General features: G+C 57.7%; 18 protein-coding genes and 1 pseudogene. 9 read left to right on the top strand and 10 right to left on the bottom strand.

What is annotated here, in order from left to right; translation table 11 throughout:
- Positions 1-26 precede the first annotated feature (26 nt).
- Positions 27-1,838, top strand: a complete 1,812-nt coding sequence (locus KGD89_RS03525) for a putative bifunctional diguanylate cyclase/phosphodiesterase (RefSeq protein WP_025258445.1) — start codon at positions 27-29, stop codon at positions 1,836-1,838.
- Positions 1,839-1,940: 102 nt separating this feature from the next.
- The gene (locus KGD89_RS03520) at positions 1,941-2,726 is read left to right on the top strand and encodes a sulfite exporter TauE/SafE family protein (RefSeq protein WP_025258444.1); all 786 of its coding nucleotides are present in this window, start codon (positions 1,941-1,943) and stop codon (positions 2,724-2,726) included.
- On the opposite strand, the gene cysC is transcribed toward KGD89_RS03520, so the two are convergent.
- Positions 2,710-3,309 carry an adenylyl-sulfate kinase gene (gene cysC / locus KGD89_RS03515; protein ID WP_025258443.1) on the bottom strand — a complete coding sequence of 200 codons (600 nt, stop codon included), beginning with the start codon at positions 3,307-3,309 and terminating at the stop codon, positions 2,710-2,712. The two genes, KGD89_RS03520 and cysC, sit on opposite strands and share 17 nt — an antisense overlap.
- Before the next feature lie 229 nt (positions 3,310-3,538).
- Here cysC and KGD89_RS25920 point away from each other — a divergent pair, with 229 nt between their 5' ends.
- A complete protein-coding gene (locus KGD89_RS25920) occupies positions 3,539-3,730 on the top strand; it encodes a hypothetical protein (RefSeq protein WP_074569191.1) in 192 nt (63 codons plus the stop codon).
- Between the two features lie 255 nt (positions 3,731-3,985).
- Here KGD89_RS25920 and KGD89_RS03510 read toward each other — a convergent pair whose 3' ends face one another.
- Positions 3,986-4,198 carry a hypothetical protein gene (locus tag KGD89_RS03510; RefSeq protein WP_025258442.1) on the bottom strand — a complete coding sequence of 71 codons (213 nt, stop codon included), beginning with the start codon at positions 4,196-4,198 and terminating at the stop codon, positions 3,986-3,988.
- A gap of 195 nt (positions 4,199-4,393) precedes the next feature.
- Here KGD89_RS03510 and KGD89_RS03505 point away from each other — a divergent pair, with 195 nt between their 5' ends.
- Both KGD89_RS03505 and KGD89_RS03500 read left to right on the top strand, forming a co-directional pair.
- Positions 4,394-4,771, top strand: coding sequence for a Rho termination factor N-terminal domain-containing protein (locus tag KGD89_RS03505; protein ID WP_025258441.1), 378 nt, complete (start codon positions 4,394-4,396; stop codon positions 4,769-4,771).
- Between the two features lie 6 nt (positions 4,772-4,777).
- A pseudogene (locus tag KGD89_RS03500) lies at positions 4,778-5,291 on the top strand (hypothetical protein).
- 8 nt (positions 5,292-5,299) lie between these two features.
- Here the strand turns inward: KGD89_RS03500 and KGD89_RS03495 are convergent.
- Complete coding sequence (locus KGD89_RS03495) at positions 5,300-5,539, bottom strand: PLD nuclease N-terminal domain-containing protein (RefSeq protein WP_025258438.1); 240 nt, start codon at positions 5,537-5,539, stop codon at positions 5,300-5,302.
- A gap of 220 nt (positions 5,540-5,759) precedes the next feature.
- On the opposite strand from KGD89_RS03495, the gene KGD89_RS03490 reads away from it, so the two are divergent.
- Positions 5,760-6,386, top strand: a complete 627-nt coding sequence (locus tag KGD89_RS03490) for a Yip1 family protein (protein WP_025258437.1) — start codon at positions 5,760-5,762, stop codon at positions 6,384-6,386.
- Between the two features lie 56 nt (positions 6,387-6,442).
- Here KGD89_RS03490 and garD read toward each other — a convergent pair whose 3' ends face one another.
- From garD to KGD89_RS03455, 7 genes are all read right to left on the bottom strand, one after another.
- A complete protein-coding gene (gene garD / locus KGD89_RS03485; RefSeq protein WP_025258436.1) occupies positions 6,443-7,996 on the bottom strand; it encodes a galactarate dehydratase in 1,554 nt (517 codons plus the stop codon).
- A gap of 10 nt (positions 7,997-8,006) precedes the next feature.
- Positions 8,007-9,386 carry an MFS transporter gene (locus tag KGD89_RS03480; RefSeq protein ID WP_025258435.1) on the bottom strand — a complete coding sequence of 460 codons (1,380 nt, stop codon included), beginning with the start codon at positions 9,384-9,386 and terminating at the stop codon, positions 8,007-8,009.
- A 167-nt stretch (positions 9,387-9,553) separates the two neighbouring features.
- Positions 9,554-10,465, bottom strand: coding sequence for a 5-dehydro-4-deoxyglucarate dehydratase (gene kdgD, locus KGD89_RS03475; RefSeq protein ID WP_025258434.1), 912 nt, complete (start codon positions 10,463-10,465; stop codon positions 9,554-9,556).
- A 278-nt stretch (positions 10,466-10,743) separates the two neighbouring features.
- Positions 10,744-11,493 (bottom strand): FadR/GntR family transcriptional regulator, encoded by a 750-nt coding sequence (locus KGD89_RS03470; RefSeq protein ID WP_025258433.1) that lies wholly within the window; start codon positions 11,491-11,493, stop codon positions 10,744-10,746.
- A gap of 97 nt (positions 11,494-11,590) precedes the next feature.
- Positions 11,591-13,318, bottom strand: coding sequence for an ABC transporter ATP-binding protein/permease (locus KGD89_RS03465; protein ID WP_025258432.1), 1,728 nt, complete (start codon positions 13,316-13,318; stop codon positions 11,591-11,593).
- Positions 13,319-13,408: 90 nt separating this feature from the next.
- Positions 13,409-13,972: a response regulator transcription factor gene (locus tag KGD89_RS03460; protein WP_025258431.1), complete on the bottom strand. Its 564-nt coding sequence runs from the start codon at positions 13,970-13,972 to the stop codon at positions 13,409-13,411.
- Positions 13,969-15,228: an ATP-binding protein gene (locus KGD89_RS03455; protein WP_025258430.1), complete on the bottom strand. Its 1,260-nt coding sequence runs from the start codon at positions 15,226-15,228 to the stop codon at positions 13,969-13,971. The genes KGD89_RS03460 and KGD89_RS03455 overlap by 4 nt, the downstream gene beginning before the upstream one ends.
- Before the next feature lie 185 nt (positions 15,229-15,413).
- Here KGD89_RS03455 and KGD89_RS03450 point away from each other — a divergent pair, with 185 nt between their 5' ends.
- From KGD89_RS03450 to KGD89_RS03440, 3 genes are all read left to right on the top strand, one after another.
- Entirely contained in the window at positions 15,414-16,127 is a 714-nt protein-coding gene (locus KGD89_RS03450; RefSeq protein WP_025258429.1) for an SIMPL domain-containing protein, read from the top strand.
- A 171-nt stretch (positions 16,128-16,298) separates the two neighbouring features.
- On the top strand, positions 16,299-17,852 hold the full coding sequence (locus tag KGD89_RS03445; protein WP_025258428.1) for an HET-C-related protein: 1,554 nt from the start codon (positions 16,299-16,301) through the stop codon (positions 17,850-17,852).
- Between the two features lie 96 nt (positions 17,853-17,948).
- The gene (locus tag KGD89_RS03440; protein WP_025258427.1) at positions 17,949-19,550 is read left to right on the top strand and encodes an ABC transporter substrate-binding protein; all 1,602 of its coding nucleotides are present in this window, start codon (positions 17,949-17,951) and stop codon (positions 19,548-19,550) included.
- The last annotated feature ends 184 nt before the right edge of the window (positions 19,551-19,734 follow it).

The raw sequence follows: 19,734 nt of genomic DNA, 5'->3' as shown, positions 1-19,734 counted from the left end.
CACCACCCCGTTGATTCGAGAGTTCTATGAGCACCGGCGCCCCTCTTCCGCTGAACGAAACGCAACGTTTGTTGCGTATTACCGAACTGTGCGTGCTTGAAAACACGGTGGATGATGTCTTCGAGGAGATCGTGGCGATGACCGCCGAGTTCTTCCAGGCTCCCATCGTGCTGATTTCCATCGTCGACGAACATCGACAGTGGTTCCGCGCACGGGTTGGTCTGCAGGCTCAGGAAACGCCGCGTGATGTCTCGTTCTGCGCCTATGCGATTCTCACGGACGCCTCGCTGGAAGTGGTCGACGCCACCCTTGATGAGCGCTTCAAGGACAACGGCCTCGTGACCGGGGAACCGGGCATTCGTTACTACGCCGGCGCACCTCTGATTACCGACGACGGTATTGCGCTGGGCACGCTCTGCGTCATCGACACGGTGCCTCGCGAGGCCATGAGCGAGCGCGATGCGTTGATGCTCAAGCGTCTGGCCGGGCTGGTGATGAAACGTATCGTCGATCTGCGCCGCAGTTGCTTCGTCGATCAGACCACCGGACTCTACAACCGTCTGCGCCTTGAAGAAGACATTCTTCTGACGCTCAAAGCCGGTAAAGAGATGCGCCTGGTGGCCGTCGACATGATCACTCCCGAATTCCTCAACGATATCGTCAAAGCCTTGGGCTACAACTTCGCTCAGGATCTGATCGTGGCGATGAGAAACCGTCTGCAGGCCATGCTGCCGTCAGAATGCCCGCTGTATAAGGTGAGCCCTACGCGCTTCGGCTTTCAGTTGCCGGGCGATATGCCGGATGAGTCGATCTACAGCGCCATTCTCGAAGACCTTCAGTCTCCCGTGATATGCCACGGCATTCCGGTGCAGTTGCAGGTCGGCCTTGGGATTGTGCCTCTGCCGGGTGGTCAGGCAGAGGAGCAGGACTGGGTGCGCCTGGTCATCAGTGCCGCCGACGATGCCCGCGCTCGTCAGGTTGGCTGGGCCTTGTACGAACCGCACATGGACGCGACCCAACAACGCTCGTTCCAGCTTCTCGGCTCACTGACCAGTGCCGTGCATGCCCACGATCAATTGCGTCTGGTTTATCAGCCACGCGTTGATCTGGCCTCAGGTGAATGCACATCGGTCGAGGCGCTGCTGCGCTGGGTTCATCCGACACTGGGCCCCATCGGGCCTGCCGAGTTCATTCCCCTGGCTGAAAAGACCGCGCTCATGCGTCCCCTGAGCCTGTGGGTGTTGCAGACGGCCGTTGAACAGGCTGCCAGCTGGCAGCGCAAAGGTTTCGATATCCGTGTAGCAATCAACGTGACGCCTGACGACCTGACAGGGCCAGTGTTCACTGACCGGGTGATCTGGCTGCTGAAAAAGCATGACATTTCTCCTTCACTCTTCGAGCTGGAATTCACCGAAAGCGCGTTGATGCAGAACCCGACAGAAGTCCGCAGCCAACTGGAACGCTTACGCGAACTGGGCATGCATATCGCCATCGATGACTTCGGCACGGGCTACAGCAACTGGAACTACCTGCGGCAATTACCTGCCACAACCGTGAAGATTGACCAGTCACTGATGCGCAACCTCAACGTTGAAGAAGCGGACCAGCGCCTGGTCAAGGCCTTGATCGGCCTGGCCAAGAAGCTGTGCTATTGCGTGGTGGCCGAAGGTATCGAGACAGAGGCCGCCCGTAAACTGGTCAAGCAATGGGGCTGCGATGAAGGGCAAGGCTATCTGATTGCCAGACCTATGGAAGCAGACGCTCTGCTGAACTGGTTGCAACCCAGCCAGGTCATGCAAATCGCTGTCGACGCGCCGCCTGAAATCCGGATCCTGTAAAAACGGTTATAACCTTAGACCACATATTCATAACCGCTCAGAACATAAATCGTTATGCTGCCCGCCGGTTTTTACCTGACAACAGGTCTTACAGGGTCATATATGGACGTCGGCGGTCTGGGTTTTGTAGTAGCGGGTTTGGTGGTCGGTTTCATTGTCGGGATGACAGGCGTAGGTGGGGGTTCATTGATGACGCCCATTCTGCTCTGGTTCGGCATCAATCCGGCGACCGCCGTGGGCACAGACCTGCTCTATGCCGCGATCACCAAGGCCGGTGGCGTGGTGGTTCACAAAAAGAACGACAACATCGACTGGAAGATCACCGGCTGGCTGACCCTGGGCAGCGTACCGGCGGTGTTGATGACGTTATGGTTTCTGAGCACTCTGGACTCGGCACCCGATGCCCTGAATGCAATCATCAAGCAGGCGCTTGGCATCGTCCTTCTTCTGACGGCCATGGCCGTACTGTTCAAGAAAAAACTCCTGGCCTTTGCCCACAGTCGCGGCGACGGAGTTTCGTTCTTCAGCGGCTCTAAACTGAACGTTCTGACGGTGGTGACCGGGCTGATCCTTGGCACCATGGTGGCCTTGACGTCCATTGGCGCTGGCGCACTGGGCACAGTGGCGCTGTTCATTCTTTATCCCTTGCTGGCCACCCGGCGTCTGGTGGGCACGGAAATCGCGCATGCCGTGCCGCTTACGCTGGTCGCAGGCCTTGGGCATGCCAGTATGGGCAACATGAACTGGGAGTTACTGGCCTGGCTGTTAATGGGCTCATTGCCCGGCATTTACCTGGGCAGCCACATGGCCGGGCGCATATCCGACGACCTGCTGCGGCCCTTCCTGGCAATCATGCTGGGGATGATCGGCTTCAAGCTGGCGTTCTGATCGAGGCCAGAACCCGGTTGACGGCTTCTGGCACCGCAAGCTCGGAGGTATCGATCGTCACAGTGGCACTGTGCGGTGCTTCATAGACGCTATCGATACCGGTCATGTTCGGGATCAGCCCGCGGCGGGCCTTCTTGTACAGCCCCTTGGGGTCACGCTCTTCGCACACCTGGATTGGCGTGCTCACATAAACCTCTGTGAAGTCGTCCTCACCAATCACCTGCCGGGCCATTTCCCGCTCCCGGTGAAAGGGCGAGATAAACGCCGTAATCACGATGAGCCCGGCATCCATCATCAAGCGGGCCACTTCCGCGACCCGGCGAATGTTTTCCACCCGGTCTGCGTCGCTGAACCCAAGGTCCCGGTTCAATCCCTGACGAACGTTGTCGCCATCGAGCACGTAAGTCCGTTTGCCCTCGGCATGCAGAACCTGCTCCAGGGCATTGGCCAGGGTCGATTTGCCGGAGCCCGACAGACCGGTCAACCAGATAACCTGCCCGGTATGGCCATTGAGACGTTCTCTGCCCTGGCGGGTGATGCTGAGCGTCTGGCGATGGATATGCGGCTGGCTTTCATTGGCCATTATCAGACCTGTCCTTGTGGTTTGCCCGGTCCCGAACAGTACCGTTTCCGGCACCCTTGCCGCTGGATGTTATCAACAAGTTGATCCCGATCAAGGGAGATGAAACACGCTCATCGGGATATGTAATTTTTTGTAGCTCAATCGGCATTTTCGGCGCAGGATTTCGTGCGTCAACTTTCCGTGCCGGTGACTCGGCATCTGCTCACCTTACAAAATGGAGATGCGTACAATGCTTATCCGAATTGAAGAAGGTAATCACGGGGCAAACTGGGTAGTGAAACTGGACGATTACCCAGTGACCTGCCGGAGCTGGCAAGAAGCCAGGGAGTTCGCCGAGCGAATGAAATCGCGCATTGATGCGCCTCACCCCCTCCCACGCTCTGCCAGACGAGCAACGCCGGAACGCACTGCTGCAACCTGACACCCTCTCACCAGCCCTCCGGTGCTTGACGGATAAACTCCGGGGGGCCTGCTTTCGCTGCATCGAGCCCGCTATTTTCGTGCATCGCCTACCTAAAAATCCGTTCTCGTTTTGCCAACATTCATTTCACATCCTCTTCACGTTTGGCTCTGTACATTCACATCACTCCTTTGATGAATCCCATTTGGCCCGCCGTGTTGTGGGCCATTTTTTTGCCTGTAAGAAACCGGTCAGTCCCGCCTTCGGCAAACCGCTCTATTCACCCTGACTGGCAAATGCGTTTTCCTGAACCGCAACCGATTTGCCACTCACGCCACCATTCAGCAAAACGCTCTCGTTCAACTGTGCCAGACGATCACTTCCCGAACCGCTGACAATCGTGCTGCTCCATTGCCCCACAACGGTCGCCATCCAGCCGAGCAGAAACAAGGCAACAACCTGCAACGCCCACTTTGCAATTATCGACATGTGTTTTCTCCATAACGGATTCGTGATGGCGAGGATATAAACATCCCTGCATTGCAGAAGAATTGCAGAAAACGGCGTTTTATCCACTCCGGTCACTCATCTCGTCGGAGGAACTCCTGCAGACGACCTCGATTCATAACCCATGAGGCCAGAAAAAACCTGTCCAGGCTGTTTCACTACGAGAGGAGAAATGCCATGCCTACCTCGAACAAAGACCTGTACACCGCCAAACAGAAACGCAAAGCCGCCAGCATCGAAGAAAGCTACGAGCAAAAAGGCGTGCCCAAAGACGAAGCACAAGCACGTGCATGGGCCACGGTGAACAAACAATCCGGTGGCGGCGAGCGTAAGGGAGGCTCGGGAACCCGCACATCCGCCGAGGCCAAGACCGAGGCACGTCAGGACTCGGCCAAGCGTGCCGCCGAAACCAGAAAAGGCATCCCGCGCAACGACCTTCCCCTGGAAGAGCAGACCAAAAACGATCTGATGCAGCGCGCACGAGCGCTTGAAGTTGCCGGTCGCTCGGCCATGAACAAACAGGAGCTGATCCAGGCCCTGAAAAAACGCTCATGAAAGGAGTTGCCTTATGAGCGGGTCAAGAACAGCACCAACAAAGCCGAGGTTGCGCGCAGTGAAAGCATCGAGATAAACGTTGAAAACCAATCCATCTCCGGAACCATCCTGACTCCCGGCGCGAAGATACCCGGCATACTCTTCGTTCACGGCTGGGGTAGCAGTCAACAGCGCGACCTGGCTCGCGCCAAGAACATCACAGGCCTTGGCTGTGTGTGCCTGACCTTCGACCTGCGCGGTCATGAGCGCCCCCGACAATCGCGCCCTGGCTGCCTGCAAGGATTTCTGATCGAGTCAGAACAGGACGACTACGTGCCCCCATGCCACGCTGATGAGCTATCGCAGCGCCTTCGAGCTTGCCCATTCTCGAACTTATCGGCTGGTGGATGGCGCCGACCATGCGCTGAGCAGTGACATCAGCCAGAGCATTTACAGCTCCATGCTGACGAACTGGATCAGCGAAATGGTCATCGGCGCACGGCAGCTCAATTACCCTCACCATTCGGCGAAGTATTCCTGAAGCCGACATCAATACTTGCTGGCTTCCTGAGCCGGGTCCGCGGGTTTGGAGACATGCCGTGGCCCGGTCAGTACCCACAACAGCACACCGATCACTGGCACGGCAACGATCACGATGAACCACATCAATTTGTTGCTGGAGGACGTATCGCTCTTACGCACCCGCAGGACAGCCCAGATATCGGCCAGCACAATGAGTGCGACCAATGCCGTAAAGAGCCATAAACCACTTTCAGATATCCAAGGCATTTGAAACCTCCCACCTGTTTGAACAGAGGCCACCGAACAGGCGCCCTTGAAATAGAAGAGGTCCCGACAGGCCAGAAAGTTCAGAGAAGTAGGAAAACTCAATGCGTTCATGGCTCCGACCGTCCCATGGGTCGAAACCATTCAGGCATCAGCCAGTAAAGTCTATGGGGGCTCGCAGGAAGCAGGGAAAGTTGCGGGCAGACACTGAGAGGGATTCGCCATGAACGCGCCATTGATCGTCAAACTTTTCATCCAGCCCAGAGACGCCTGGCGAACCATCCGGCACAAGGAGGACCAGGAACCCCGGCATTACCTGCCCCACTTGATACTGCTGGCGCTGATACCGGTCGTCTGCCTGTATATAGGCACCACTCAGGTCGGCTGGAGCCTGGCTGAAGGTGAAAACGTGAAACTCAGCACCAAGAGCGCACTGCAGCTCTGTGCGTTGCTGTACGTGGCTTTTCTGATCGGGACGCTGATTATGGGAGGCTTCATTCGCTGGATGTCTCGAACCTTTGAAGCCCGACCGACCCTCAACCAGAGCATCGGCTTTGCCACCTACACCACGACACCCTTTTTCCTGGCGGGTATTGCGGGCCTGTATCCCAGTCGCTGGCTGGCAATTCTGGTGCTGGGGCTTGCTTCGATCTATTCGACGGTGCTGCTGTTCGTGGGCATAGCCCCTTTCATGCGCCTGCCCGAAGGCAAGGCTCCGCTCTACGCCGCAGCGGTCTGGGCGGTAGGGCTGCTGGTGCTGGTCACGATTCTGGTATCGACGATTCTGCTTTGGTACAACGGCCTGACGCCGGAGTATGTGCGCCATTCGCTGGGTGAGGTAGAGGGTTGAGGGGCGTCGCGAATGAATCCGCCCGTGCAGGAGCGAATTCATTCGCGAAGCGTCTATCAGGTAATCGGAGCCGGGTTGAACAGGGTGATGTCGTTGTGCAGACGGTAATGCTCGGTCCAGGTCTTTTTCTTGCCGCTGGCCACATCCAGATAGAAGTGGAACAGCTCCCAACCCAGGTCTTCGATGCTCGCGCGACCGGTTGCAATGCGTCCGGCGTCGATATCGATCAGGTCGGGCCAGCGCTGGGCCAGTTCCGTACGGGTCGAAACCTTGACCACCGGGCTCATGGCCAGGCCATACGGCGTACCACGTCCGGTAGTGAACACATGCAGGTTCATCCCGGCAGCGAGCTGCAAGGTGCCGCACACGAAGTCACTGGCGGGCGTCGCACAGAAAATCAGCCCTTTACTCTTGAACCGCTCGCCCGGGCCAAGCACGCCGTTGATGGCGCTGTTACCGGACTTGACGATCGATCCCAAGGACTTCTCGACAATGTTCGACAACCCGCCCTTCTTGTTGCCCGGCGTGGTGTTGGCGCTGCGATCCGCTTCGCCCTTGGCCAGGTAACGGTCGTACCAGTCCATCTCGCGTACCAGTTCCTGCGCAACGGTTTCATCCTGTGCGCGGGAAGTCAGCAGGTAGATGGCATCGCGCACCTCGGTCACTTCGGAAAACATCACCGTCGCGCCAGCACGCAACAGCAGGTCCGAAGCGTAACCCAGTGCCGGGTTGGCGGTGATGCCGGAAAACGCATCACTGCCGCCGCACTGCATGCCCAGAATCAGTTCAGACGCCGGCACGGTTTCGCGACGACGCTGATCCAGCTTTTTCAGACGCACTTCAGCCAGTTCCATGATCTGTTCGACCATTTCATTGAAGCCATGGCTGGCATCCTGAAGCCGGTACAGCCATGGCTCGCTGAGATCCACGGAGCTGTCGTCTTCATGCATGACCTGCCCGGCCTGCAATTTCTCGCAGCCCAGGCTGATGACCAGCGCTTCGCCGCCCAGGTTCGGGTTGCGAGCCAGGTTGCGAACGGTACGGATCGGAATGTAGGCGTCAGTTGCAGAGATCGCCACGCCACAGCCGTAACTGTGGGTCAGGGCCACCACGTCATCGACGTTGGGATAGCGCGGCAACAGTTCGTCACGGATACGCTTGACCGCAAAATCCAGAACACCGGTCACGCACTGAACAGTGGTGGTGATGCCCAGGATATTACGAGTGCCCACAGTACCGTCGGCGTTGCGGTAGCCCTCGAAGGTGTAACCCTCCAGTGGCTCCCCTTTTTCCGGTACCGCATCGGACATCGGCAGGCTGTCCAGCGCCGGCGCAGAAGGCATGCGCAACAGGTCTTCCCTGACCCAACTGCCACGTGGAATAGGCTGCAGAGCATAGCCGATGGTGTGGCCGTAACGAATCACGGCCTCCCCTTCAGCCAGATCCACCGTACTGACCTTGTGGCTCTGCGGTACGTTATCGACAGTCACCAGCCCGTTGTCGAACTCGGTTCCGGCTGGAACGCCCTGGTCATTGACCACTACCACCACGTTATCCAGCGGATGCAGCTGGATGTACCGTGGAGAGTCGGCATGTTGAATCAGGTTCATCACGGTTACCTCAAGATTTGGCTTGTGAAAGGTCGCTGGCCTGGTCGTCCAGCAAAGGCCCCTTGGTTGGCGGCTCTTTCAATTCCACTCGCTTGATTTCACCCACTATGAAGATGTAGCTGATTACCGCCAGCAGCGCGTTCGCGCCGACGAACACCAGTGCCCACTTGAAGGAACCAGTAGAGCTGATGATGTAGCCAATCACGATCGGAGTCGTGATCGAGGCAATATTACCGAAAGTGTTGAACAGGCCACCGCTCAAACCGGCGATCTGTTTTGGCGAGACGTCGGACATCACAGCCCAGCCCAGCGCACCGACACCTTTACCGAAGAACGCCAGCGCCATGAAACCTACGACGACCCATTCAACATCGACATAGTTACAGGTGACGATGGAGGTCGACAGCAGCAGGCCGCAGATGATCGGTGCCTTGCGGGCGAAGGTCAGCGAGTGGCCTTTACGCAGCAGGTAGTCGGAAATGACACCACCAAGCACGCCGCCGATGAAGCCGCAAATGGCCGGCAAGGACGCAATGAAACCTGCCTTGAGGATGGTCATGCCGCGTTCCTGCACCAGATACACCGGGAACCAGGTCAGGAAGAAGTAAGTGATACCGTTGATGCAGTACTGGCTCAGGTAGATCCCGAGCATCATGCGGTTGGTCAGCAACTGGCGAATGTAATCCCAGCGCGGGCCGCCGCCTTTCTTGTCCTTGCTCTTGTCCTGAGTATCCAGGTCGACCATGCCGCCGTTGCTGGCGATGTGTTCGATTTCGGCTTCGTTGATCAGCGGATGGTTACGCGGGCTATAGATGACTTTCATCCACAGCAGCGAGAACACGATGCCGCCGGCGCCCATGACGATGAAGACATGTTCCCAGCCGAAGGTGTAAACGATCCAGCCCATCAGCGGAGCGAACAGTACCGTGGCGAAGTATTGCGCAGAGTTGAAGATCGCCGAAGCAGTGCCGCGTTCGGCAGTCGGAAACCAGGAAGCCACGATGCGGGCGTTACCCGGGAAGGACGGTGCTTCGGCCAGGCCTACCAGGAAGCGCAGCATGAACAGCGCGACGATTGCAGTGGAGACGCCAAACTCACCCACATAGCCTTGCAGCAGGGTGAACAGGGACCAGGTGAAAATGCTCAGGGCATAGACTTTCTTCGACCCGAAACGGTCAAGCAGCCAGCCACCGGGAATCTGACCGGCCACGTAGGCCCAGCCGAATGCAGAGAAGATGTAGCCAAGGGTTACGGCACTGATGCCGAGGTCTTTCTGAATGCTTGAACCGGCAATTGCGATGGTGGCTCGGTCTGCATAGTTGATCGTGGTGACCAGGAACAGCATCAACAGGATCAAATAGCGGACGTGAGTCGGCTTGGACTTTTGCATGTTTTTGAACTCCCACTCATTATTTTTTTACGCGGGTAATACATTTTTTTGGGTCCAGCTCTGCAGGCCCCTTAAAAGTGTCAGCGGCGACGACAACTTTTACCTGCATGGTCTTGCGGTCTAACGACAAAACCGCTGATCACTCAGCGGCTTTGCCTGTAGCGGTGTTACTGCTTGCCTTGTTTATCCATCAGCGCAGCCAGCATTTCGACTTCTTCGCCAGTCAGGTCAGTCAGCGGTGCGCGAACCGGACCTGCATCGTAACCAGCGATTTTTGCGCCGGCCTTGACGATGCTCACGGCATAGCCGGCTTTACGGTTGCGAATGTCCAGATAAGGCAGGAAGAAGTCGTCGATGTACTTGCCGACCGCTTCGTGATCGTCACGAGCGATAGCGTGGTAGAAGTCCATCGCCAGCTTCGGAACAAAGTTGAATACCGCCGAGGAATAGACCGGCACGCCCAGCGCCTTGTAAGCGGCGGCATAGACTTCAGCGGTCGGCAGACCACCCAGGTACGAGAAGCGGTCACCGAGGCGACGACGGATCGAAACCATCAGTTCGATATCGCCCAGGCCATCCTTGTAGCCGATCAGGTTCGGGTTGCGCTCGGCCAGTTTTTCCAGCAACGGAGCGGTCAGGCGGCAAACGTTGCGGTTGTAGACGACAACGCCGATCTTGACCGACTTGCAGACCGCTTCAACGTGAGCGGCAACGCCGTCCTGGCTGGCTTCAGTCAGGTAGTGCGGCAGCAGCAACAGGCCTTTGGCACCCAGACGCTCGGCTTCTTGAGCGTATTCGATGGCTTGACGAGTCGGGCCACCGACACCGGCCAGGATTGGCACGCTGGTTTCGCACGTGTCGACGGCAGTCTTGATGATTTCCGAGTATTCGCTGGCAGCCAGGGAGAAAAACTCGCCAGTACCACCGGCAGCGAACAGCGCGCTTGCGCCGTACGGAGCCAGCCACTCAAGGCGTTTGATATAGCCAGCGCGGTTGAAATCGCCCTGGGCATTGAAATCGGTAACCGGGAAAGACAGCAGACCGGAAGAGAGGATGGACTTCAGTTCTTGTGGATTCATTATTCGAACACCCTGTGGGACAGAATTATTAGAGGATCACCGGGGGGCAGATCCGATGTCGTAAGTCATCGTACAACTGAAAATAAAATGTCTCAACAGGGATTTGCAGGTTTTTCGGAACTAAAGCGATGAAAGGGCTTTGAGGCCTTTAAAGACGGGGCTTGGGGATTTTGGGAGGGAGGTGGAGCGTTATATGACCACTGGGGCTTTCGCGAATGAATTCGCTCCCACACAGGCTGTGCGGAGTGAATTCATTCGCGAACAGAGAGCGATAACGATCAGGCCCTCTGCGACTCTGCCTCTTCATGCGCATGGCGCAGACGTTCGCGGCTGTTGGTGAGGTGCAGGCGCATGGCGGCGCGGGCGGCCTCGGAGTCCTGGCGGGCGATGGCCTCGTAGATTTCTTCGTGCTCGCGGCTCAGGCGGCTCATATAGTGCTGCTGATCATCATGAGCCAGGCGTGCCGAGTTCAGGCGTGTGCGCGGAATGATGCTGGTGCCCAGATGGGTCATGATGTCGGTGAAGTAACGGTTGCCGGTGGACAGCGCGATCTGCAGGTGGAACTGGAAGTCCGAAGCCACGGCATCGCTGGCATGGGCTGCGCTTTCGTTCAGCGCATCAAGCGCGGCGCGCATGGCGGCCAGTTGCTCATCACTGCGACGCTGCGCTGCAAGGCCCGCAGATTCGACTTCCAGGCTGATACGCAACTCCAGAACCGCCAGGACATCACGCAAGGTGACGATGGTGGCCGGATCGATCCGGAAACCGCTGGGGCTCGGGATATCCAGCACGAAAGTGCCGATACCGTGCCGCGTCTCGACCAGACCGGAGGCCTGCAAGCGGGAAATGGCTTCGCGAACCACTGTCCGACTCACGCCCTGCTCTTCCATGATGGCGGATTCGGTAGGGAGTTTATCGCCGCGCTTGAGCTGCCCGCTGCTGATTCGCTCGGACAGCTCAGTCACCAGTTCCTGCGCAAGGCTGCGGTGCTTTCTGCGTGCGCGAGGCGCAGCGGTTTGCTTTTCCATATCCAACATCGATCTCGGCACTGTTAACAAAGACCAATCATAGCTCAGCGGTTATACGATAACACCCTGAAAACCTGAGAAGGGGGACAGACAGAATTCAGACAAGGTATTGCTGCCTCGTCTGTTCAAGCAGTTTTTCCCCTTCCACCCGCAGATATCGATCATGAAAATGCTTGAGACTGCTGCGGTGCCCGATGCTGAGAATCGTCATGTCGGGCAGCTCATCGATAAGCGCCTGATACAGCGCCGCTTCGTCTTCTTCATCCATGGCAGACGTGGCCTCGTCCAGATACAACCACTTGGGCGCAAACAACAGAGCCCTGGCAAAAGCGACCCGCTGCTGCTCGCCGGGTGATAACAGGCGCTGCCAATGGTTTTCTTCATCCAGTCTCGCGACCAGATGCTCCAGACGGCAGGTGTGCAAAACCTCGACAAATCGCTCGGACGAATACTGTGCCGTGGCCTGTGGATAACTCAAGGCTTCGCGCAACGTACCGATAGGCAGATAAGGCTTTTGTGGCATGAACATATAACGCTCGTCCGGCAAGCGGATGTGCCCCTGCCCTTCATGCCATAAACCGCCCAGAGCGCGCAGCAAGGTGCTTTTGCCACTTCCCGAACGGCCACTGAGCATGACCCGCTCGCCCGCCTGGATAGACAGACTCGTATCGCGCAACAGTTCGCGACCACCGGTGAGGCCCAGCCCAAGCGCCTGCAGTTGCAAAGCTTCGCTACCGCGACTGAGGGTAATGGCCGGACGATGCGCTTCATTGTCATCCATGCCCTGGCGGAAGCTGAGCAGGCGATCACAGGTCGCGCGCCATGAAGCCAGCGAGGCATAGGCTTCGATGAACCAGCTGAAGTTTTCCTGCACATTGCCAAAGGCCGAGTTGATCTGCATCAGATCCCCCAGCTCGATCTTTCCGGCGAAATACCGGGGCGCCGCGACGATGAACGGGAAAATAAGCGCAATCTGTGAATAACCTGCGGTAAAGAACGTAAGGCTTTTCTGAACCTTCATGATCGAGCGAAAGTTGCTCCAGATCATGCCGAAACGATTGCTCAGCCGCTGCTTCTCGCTAGGCTCGCCATCGCACAGCGCAATGCTCTCGGCGTTTTCCCGTACCCGCACCAAAGCAAAACGCATGTCGGCTTCAAAGCGTTCCTGCTGATTGTTCAGCACAATCAGACGCCGCCCGATCAGGTGCGTCAACCAACTGCCGACCACGGCATATACCAGCGCCGCCCAGAACATATAGCCGTGAATCGTGACACCCATCACTTCGACGCTGCCGGAAACGCCCCACAGGATGACCGAGAACGACACCAGGCTGACCACGGTACTCATCAGCCCGATCCCCAGCGACAGGGTTCGGCTCGTGAACTCATCGAGATCTTCGGACAGGCGCTGGTCAGGGTTATCGGTGTAACCGGCCTGTTCCAGCTGGTAGTAATTCTTGTGGCTGAGCCACTTGGCAAAATGCTGCTCGGTCAGCCAGCGGCGCCAGCGAATGGTGAGCATCTGTGTCAGGTAAAGACGATACACCGCCACTAGAATCGCCACGGCAGCGATGCCGCAAAAATACAGAATCAGGTGAGAGAAAGACGCCAGGTCTTTCTTTTCCAGAGCGTTGTAGAAATCCCGGTACCAGCTGTTGATCTGCACCGAAATTTCCACACTGAGCAGCGACAGGGCAATCACCGCCGCCAGCAGCAACCAGGCCATGCGCCGGTCTTCGCTACGCCAGTAAGGCGTGATCAGCTTCCAGATTCTGGGGAGGAGCGTACCGCTCGGGGCGTCGTTGACTTCAGGGTTGCGATTCATGATTCAGGCCCGGCTTCTCTATCAGAAAGAAGAACAATGCCCGTTCACAATGAAGCAAAAACGCCCTCTGACCTCATGAATAAAACTTCATCAACGGCGCACAGGACGCTTCTGCAATTTGCGCTGCAAGGTGCGGCGGTGCATGCCCAGCGCACGGGCCGTGGCCGAGATATTGCCTTCATGCTCGGTCAGTACCCGCTGGATGTGCTCCCACTGCAGGCGATCCACCGACATGGGGTTTTCCGGCACCAGAGTGTCCAGGTTCGCATGCTCGGACAGCAGGGCCGCCAGCACGTCGTCGGCATCCGCCGGTTTGCACAGGTAGTTGCAGGCGCCGCGCTTGATCGCCTCGACCGCTGTCGCAATGCTCGAATAACCGGTGAGGATCACCACGCGCATTTCAGGGTCCAGTTCCAGCAGCTTGGGCAGCAGCACCAGGCCGGAGTCGCCGTCCATCTTCAGGTCGAGCGCGGCGTATTCGGGGATATCGTTCTGGGCAATCACCAGCCCTTCTTCGGCCGAACCTGCGGTGCTGACGCGAAAACCACGACGGCTCATGGCCCGCGCCATGACCCGGGTAAAGGTTGCGTCGTCGTCGACCAGCAGCAAATGCGGAAGCTCTTCGCCTTCGACCTGGATGTCATCATCACTCATGCTTCATCTCCTTGAGTGTCACGAGGCAAGCGCAGCTCGGTGAGCGTGCCGCCCTCTTCATGACGGTAGAGTTTTACAGAACCCCCGGCGCGGGTAACGCTGGCTTTGCTCAAAAACAGGCCCAGGCCGAAACCTTTGCCCTTGGTGGTAAAGAATGGCTTGCCGATCTGCTCGGCAATGGCCAGCGGCACACCAGGCCCGTGGTCACGAATATTGATACAGATTTCCGCGCTGTCCCAATCCAGGTTGACCTCCAGCCCGTCGGGACAGGCATCGGCCGCATTGTTCAAGAGGTTGAGCAGCGACTGGGTCAGGTCAGGCGGCGGCGCCAGCATCGGCACCTTGTCCTTGCCCAGCTGGAAAAAACGATAACTGACTTCAGGACGCATCAGGTGCCAGCGGTTCAGCGACTCGTCCATCCACTGAATCACCGTCTGATATTCCACCGCCATGCGCCGGTTGGCCTCAGCGGCACGCACCAGTTGCTGAAGCGTCTGCTTGCACTGCTTGACCTGTTCCTGCAGGACCGAAAGATCGTCCTGCAACTCAGGATTGCTATGATCCTGGCGCATTTCCTTGAGCAACACGCTCATGGTCGCCAGAGGCGTGCCCAGCTCATGGGCTGCGCCTGCGGCCTGGGTTGCAACGGCCAGCAATTGCTCGTCACGCAGGCCCTCTTCGCGGCGTACCGCTCGCAACTGCTCCTGACGACGCAGTTCTTCGGCCATCTTCGCCGCAAAGAACGTAATGACCGACGCCGCCAGGGCAAAGCTGAGCCACATGCCATAGATCTGCATGTTCTCTCTGGAGATCGGGTAGGTTTCCAGCGGATAGGACCGGTACAGCAGCGCGGTATAGAGCGTCAGGGCGATACCGGACAAGATCAGGGAATAGCGCCATGGCAAGGTGACGGCAGCGATGGTCAGCGGCACCAGATAATAAGACACGAACGGGTTGGTCGAACCGCCGGAGAAATACAGCAATGCACTGTGGATGATCAGGTCCAGCGCCAGTTGCAGCGCGTACTCCAGTTCCGTGACAGGCCAGGAAGTGCGCAAACGCACTGCCGTCAGCACACAGAGCGCGACCGAACAGCCCAAGGTAATCGACAACGGCAGCCAGGGCAGCGGCAGCACGTTGAACAGCCAGGCAATGCCGACCGAACCGGCCTGCGCAGCCAGCACCAGGGTGCGAATGAACGTCAGGCGCCACAGGTTCTGGCGCGAGGCTGAAAGCATTTGAACGGGGGCGAGCATGAGCTCTCCTGATGAGCGCTCCAGGCGGATCGAAACGAGTATAACCAAGCGAGAGACAAAACTGGAAAAGTGCGTCAAAGCGCCACATACCGAACTGTCCGGAACCGGAACTCCTGACTACAGTCATATGAAGTTGCATCAGTCCGACAATCGTCGGATGACGCTTTTATAACAAGGAGTTGCTCATGTTCAATCTTCGCCCTGTCGCCCTGGTCATAACGCTGGGAATCACGATCCTGGCCTGTGCCCAGGCCATTGCCGAGGAACCTCGTTACAACCAGATTTCATTGCGCGCCGAGGTCAATCAAGAGGTCCAGCGCGACCTGATGCTTGTCACACTCTACAGCGAAGCCCAGAACAGCGACCCGGCAAAGCTCGCGGCACAGATCACCGAAACCCTGAACAAGGCGCTGGGCCAGGCGCGTCAGGTCAAGGACGTGACGATCCGCCAGGGCAGCCGCAACAGTTACCCCATCTACGACGAGAAAGGTCAGTCGATCACTGGCTGGCGTGAGCGCGCCGAACTGCGCCTGGAAAGTGCCGACTTTGCCGCGCTGTCCAAGCTGACAGGGGAGTTGCTGACCGACCTGAAAATGGGCGGCATGGACTTCTCCATTTCCACGCCAACCCGCAAGGCCAGCGAAGATGCCCTGCTCAAGGATGCCGTGACCGCGTTCAAGGCTCGCGCCCAACTGGTCACCGAGGCTCTGGGTGGCACGGGCTACAAGCTGGTGAACCTGAACCTCAATACCTCGGGTTACCCACAGCCCTACCTGCGCGCGCCGGTCATGATGATGAAAGCCGAACGTGCCGACGCCGCCCCGACGCCTGATGTCGAAGCCGGCACCAGCCAGGTCAGTGTCGCAGCCGATGGTGTGATCGAAGTGCAGATTCCCTGACCCGTCTTCGCGAATGAATTCGCTCCCACTGCAGGAGCGAATTCATTCGTGCCCCCCGACACCCCCTGTCTACTTGCCCTACAACACTCAACGCCTCGCCTGATTCTCCCTCCCCGTACAACTCGTAAACTCACCTGTAACTTCAATAATCTTTCAATAAAGGAATCAAGGATGAATCCTGGCACCAGCACGTACGGCAACTATCAGCAGACTGAAAACACTACCGGTGAGGTCTACGAACCTCTGCCCGTGGCCGCCCGTTTTGAAGCGGGTCAGGGCGAAAAAACCAGGGCCACTCACGGCTCGATAGAAGAAATCCTTGAAACGGCTGGCTTCAAGAAAAATGAAATACGGGCCATTTACTTCGGCAACTGGCTGCGCGATTACTCGCAGTTGCTCGACCCGAAGATCGTCCGCGCCACCACCATGCCCAAGCGTTTCCCGGACCTGCTGTCCCGCGAGGCCCTGACCAGAATCGTGGATGTACTGGCCGTAAAGGAGTTCACCGACCTGATGCAACTCGACCGGTCGAGCTTCACCGTGACGCCGCAAAGGCTCGGTGTTTACCGCCCCGGCGAACACATCGACAACCCCAGGGCCATCAACCCGGAACCGGCCAACCCCAAAGAGCGTGACGCTGACTTCGAGGACTGGGTAAAACCCGACGACCCGGCCTTGCAGGTCGACTTCCAGACCTCAATGAAACGCTATATCCAGCGTTCTGTAGAAACCATGAGCAGCGAGCTGGATAGGGCAACGCAGGCCGGCCCGCAATCCTTCGATGGTCTGCGGGCGCTCGGTTCGGGCCTGCATATCCTCGAAGACTTTTTCTCCCACTCCAACTTCGTCGAGCTGAGCCTGATAAAGCTCGGCCACACGAACGTGCTGCCATGGACCTCCGAAGCCGACTGCCGACATCGGCTGCCTCTGGTGACCGGCATGTTTGGCGGCAGCGATATCATTGCCAGCCTTGCCGCACCACTCGGCAAGATACTGTTTTCGACAGAGAACAAACCGTTTGAAGCCATCAAGGCCGGAGAACGTTACGAACGCGACCAGATCATTCAGATCCTGCTCAGCGAACACCCGAACGAACAACTGTTGCAGAGTTATGAAACATTCCTGACCACCCGCGACCAATGGGCCAACCTGCCTTTCTCGGAACAGGTCGAACGGTTCTATGCCTTTATTGGCGCACCGGGAAGAATCGTCAGCAATGCAATCGGAACAGCCATGCAAGGCCTGGCTACCTGGCTTGGCAACAGCATCGACGACTTCCAGACGATCCTGGGTGACGACCCGAACACCAGCGGCTCTACGGACCCGTCACACTCACAGCTCGCCAAGGACCATGCCGAGCACCCGCTGCATTCTCTGGCTGCTCTCCTGGCGGAAAAAGCGGTACTGCAAGTGGGCCAGACGATATTGGGTCAATGGTCCAACAAAGACGCGGCAGAGCATCCTGCACAAGTGGCTGCGAAATTCTTCGTACACCCGATGGACAGCGACTGGCAGGACGAACTGGTTCGCGACTGGGCAAACAGGAACCCTGGCCGGGTGAAACATGCAACGCTCAAAAGCGATCTGGACCGCACCCAGGAGCAGTTGCGAATCAGCACAGAAAAAGCCCTGCTGACCTTCAACAAGGAAAGCTCCAGTTTCCTGCAAACCTTTTACGAGAGTCATTCGCTGTCAGACCTGTGGAATAAAATCACGGGCAAGTAAGAGCGTTGTCCGACTCCTGACAAATGCGGCACTATCCGCTGTCTATCTGCACGTTGATATTCAGAACGGTTATTGCCGCACTTTGCGAGGGGTTTCATGGGACATACGATCTTAAAACCGCTACTGTTGACCACCGCACTGCTGGCCTGCGCCCCTTTGGCTCAAGCCGCCAGCACTCTGGTGTACTGCTCCGAAGCCAGCCCGGCTGGCTTCGACCCGAGCCAATACACCAGCGGTACCGATTTCGATGCTTCGGCCGAAACGGTTTTCAACCGCCTGACCCAGTTCAAGCGCGGTGGAACAGAAGTGGAGCCAGGGCTGGCGACTCGCTGGGAAGTGTCTGCCGATGGCCTGACCTACACCTTTCATCTGCGTGAAGGTGTGAAGTTCCACACCACCGACTACTTCAAGCCAAGCCGGGCTTTCGATGCCGACGACGTGCTGTTTACCTTCAACCGGCTGCTTGACCCTGATCAGCCGTTTCGCAAGGCATACCCTTCCGAATCGCCCTACTTCACCGACATGGGCCTGAACACCACCATCAAGAACATCGAAAAGGTCGACGCCCACACGGTCAGGTTCAACCTGAACAATGTCGATGCCGCGTTCGTGCAGAACCTGGCCATGAGTTTCGCCTCGATCCAGTCCGCCGAATATGCCGCGCAACTGCTCAAGGAAGGCAAGGCCGCCGACCTGAACCAGAAACCCGTCGGCACCGGCCCTTTCGTGTTCAAGCGCTATCAGAAAGACTCGCAGATCCGTTATGTGGGCAACAAGGAGTACTGGAAGCCTGAAGATGTGAAGGTCGATAACCTGATCTTCTCGATCAACAGCGATGCGGCCGTGCGTCTGCAAAAACTCAAGGCGGGTGAATGCCAGGTCAGCGGCTACCCTCGCCCGCAAGACATCGAAGAATTCAAGAAGGACCCGAAGATCAAGGTCCTGAGCCAGCCGGGCTTCAACCTGGGCTTCCTGGCTTATAACGTCACTCATCCGCCGTTGGACCAGCTCAAGGTTCGTCAGGCGCTGGACATGGCCATCGACAAGCCAGCCATTATCAAGGCCGTCTACCAGAGTGCCGGGCAACTGGCCGAGAACGCGCTGCCGCCAGGCCAGTGGAGCTTCGACCCAACCATCAAGGACGCACCTTACGACCCGACCAAGGCAAAGCAGTTGCTCAAGGAAGCGGGCATCGCACCGGGCACCCAAATCAACCTGTGGGCCATGACGGTGCAGCGCGCCTCCAACCCCAATGCGCGGATGTCAGCGCAGATGATCCAGTCCGACTGGGACAAGATCGGCATCAAGGCCAACATCGTCACCTATGAATGGGGCGAGTACATGAAGCGCTCCCGTGCAGGCGAACACGATGTGATGATCTACGGCTGGACCGGTGACAACGGTGACCCCGACAACTGGCTGGGCGTGCTGTACAGCTGTGCGGCGGTCAAGGGCAGCAACTTCGCCAAATGGTGCGATCCGGCCTACGACAAGCTGGTGCAACAGGCCAAGGTGACCACCGATCGCGATGAGCGGATCAAGCTGTATAAACAGGCGCAGCAAGTGCTCAAGGCACAGGTGCCGATCACGCCGATTGCCAACTCCAGGGTCTTCCAGCCCATGCGTCAGGAAGTTCAGGACTTCAAGATCAGCCCGTTCGGCCTGACGCCTTTCTATGGGGTCAGCCTGAGCAAGTAAGCTCATACAAGGTAACAACCACACACCAACCGGGTGCATTCAACACGCCCGGTTGCGCGTTTATGGTGCGATAAACGGCAAAAATCCTTTGCGCAAACGATCAACTGCGCAGAAATTACACTTACGCGACATTCATGTACGCTCGTTCCACTTTTTACCGCCCCTTTGTCGTCAGCACCTTGCT

This window comes from Pseudomonas cichorii (genome assembly GCF_018343775.1).
Classification (GTDB): Bacteria; Pseudomonadota; Gammaproteobacteria; order Pseudomonadales; family Pseudomonadaceae; genus Aquipseudomonas; species Aquipseudomonas cichorii.
The sequence above is the reverse complement of the archived record's forward strand: the minus strand, read 5'-3'. Positions and strand labels throughout refer to the sequence as shown.

What these genes read in the sequence shown, in the direction of transcription:
- KGD89_RS03470 (WP_025258433.1), bottom strand. Translation starts at nt 11,493, where the DNA reads ATGGAAAAGCAAACCGCTGCGCCTCGCGCACGCAGAAAGCACCGCAGC.
- kdgD (WP_025258434.1), bottom strand. Translation starts at nt 10,465, where the DNA reads ATGAATCCACAAGAACTGAAGTCCATCCTCTCTTCCGGTCTGCTGTCT.
- KGD89_RS03465 (WP_025258432.1), bottom strand. Translation starts at nt 13,318, where the DNA reads ATGAATCGCAACCCTGAAGTCAACGACGCCCCGAGCGGTACGCTCCTC.
- KGD89_RS03450 (WP_025258429.1), top strand. Translation starts at nt 15,414, where the DNA reads ATGTTCAATCTTCGCCCTGTCGCCCTGGTCATAACGCTGGGAATCACG.
- KGD89_RS03495 (WP_025258438.1), bottom strand. Translation starts at nt 5,539, where the DNA reads ATGCCTTGGATATCTGAAAGTGGTTTATGGCTCTTTACGGCATTGGTC.
- KGD89_RS03525 (WP_025258445.1), top strand. Translation starts at nt 27, where the DNA reads ATGAGCACCGGCGCCCCTCTTCCGCTGAACGAAACGCAACGTTTGTTG.
- garD (WP_025258436.1), bottom strand. Translation starts at nt 7,996, where the DNA reads ATGAACCTGATTCAACATGCCGACTCTCCACGGTACATCCAGCTGCAT.
- KGD89_RS03490 (WP_025258437.1), top strand. Translation starts at nt 5,760, where the DNA reads ATGAACGCGCCATTGATCGTCAAACTTTTCATCCAGCCCAGAGACGCC.
- KGD89_RS03505 (WP_025258441.1), top strand. Translation starts at nt 4,394, where the DNA reads ATGCCTACCTCGAACAAAGACCTGTACACCGCCAAACAGAAACGCAAA.
- KGD89_RS03455 (WP_025258430.1), bottom strand. Translation starts at nt 15,228, where the DNA reads ATGCTCGCCCCCGTTCAAATGCTTTCAGCCTCGCGCCAGAACCTGTGG.
- KGD89_RS03480 (WP_025258435.1), bottom strand. Translation starts at nt 9,386, where the DNA reads ATGCAAAAGTCCAAGCCGACTCACGTCCGCTATTTGATCCTGTTGATG.
- KGD89_RS03510 (WP_025258442.1), bottom strand. Translation starts at nt 4,198, where the DNA reads ATGTCGATAATTGCAAAGTGGGCGTTGCAGGTTGTTGCCTTGTTTCTG.
- KGD89_RS03520 (WP_025258444.1), top strand. Translation starts at nt 1,941, where the DNA reads ATGGACGTCGGCGGTCTGGGTTTTGTAGTAGCGGGTTTGGTGGTCGGT.
- cysC (WP_025258443.1), bottom strand. Translation starts at nt 3,309, where the DNA reads ATGGCCAATGAAAGCCAGCCGCATATCCATCGCCAGACGCTCAGCATC.
- KGD89_RS25920 (WP_074569191.1), top strand. Translation starts at nt 3,539, where the DNA reads ATGCTTATCCGAATTGAAGAAGGTAATCACGGGGCAAACTGGGTAGTG.
- KGD89_RS03460 (WP_025258431.1), bottom strand. Translation starts at nt 13,972, where the DNA reads ATGAGTGATGATGACATCCAGGTCGAAGGCGAAGAGCTTCCGCATTTG.
- KGD89_RS03440 (WP_025258427.1), top strand. Translation starts at nt 17,949, where the DNA reads ATGGGACATACGATCTTAAAACCGCTACTGTTGACCACCGCACTGCTG.
- KGD89_RS03445 (WP_025258428.1), top strand. Translation starts at nt 16,299, where the DNA reads ATGAATCCTGGCACCAGCACGTACGGCAACTATCAGCAGACTGAAAAC.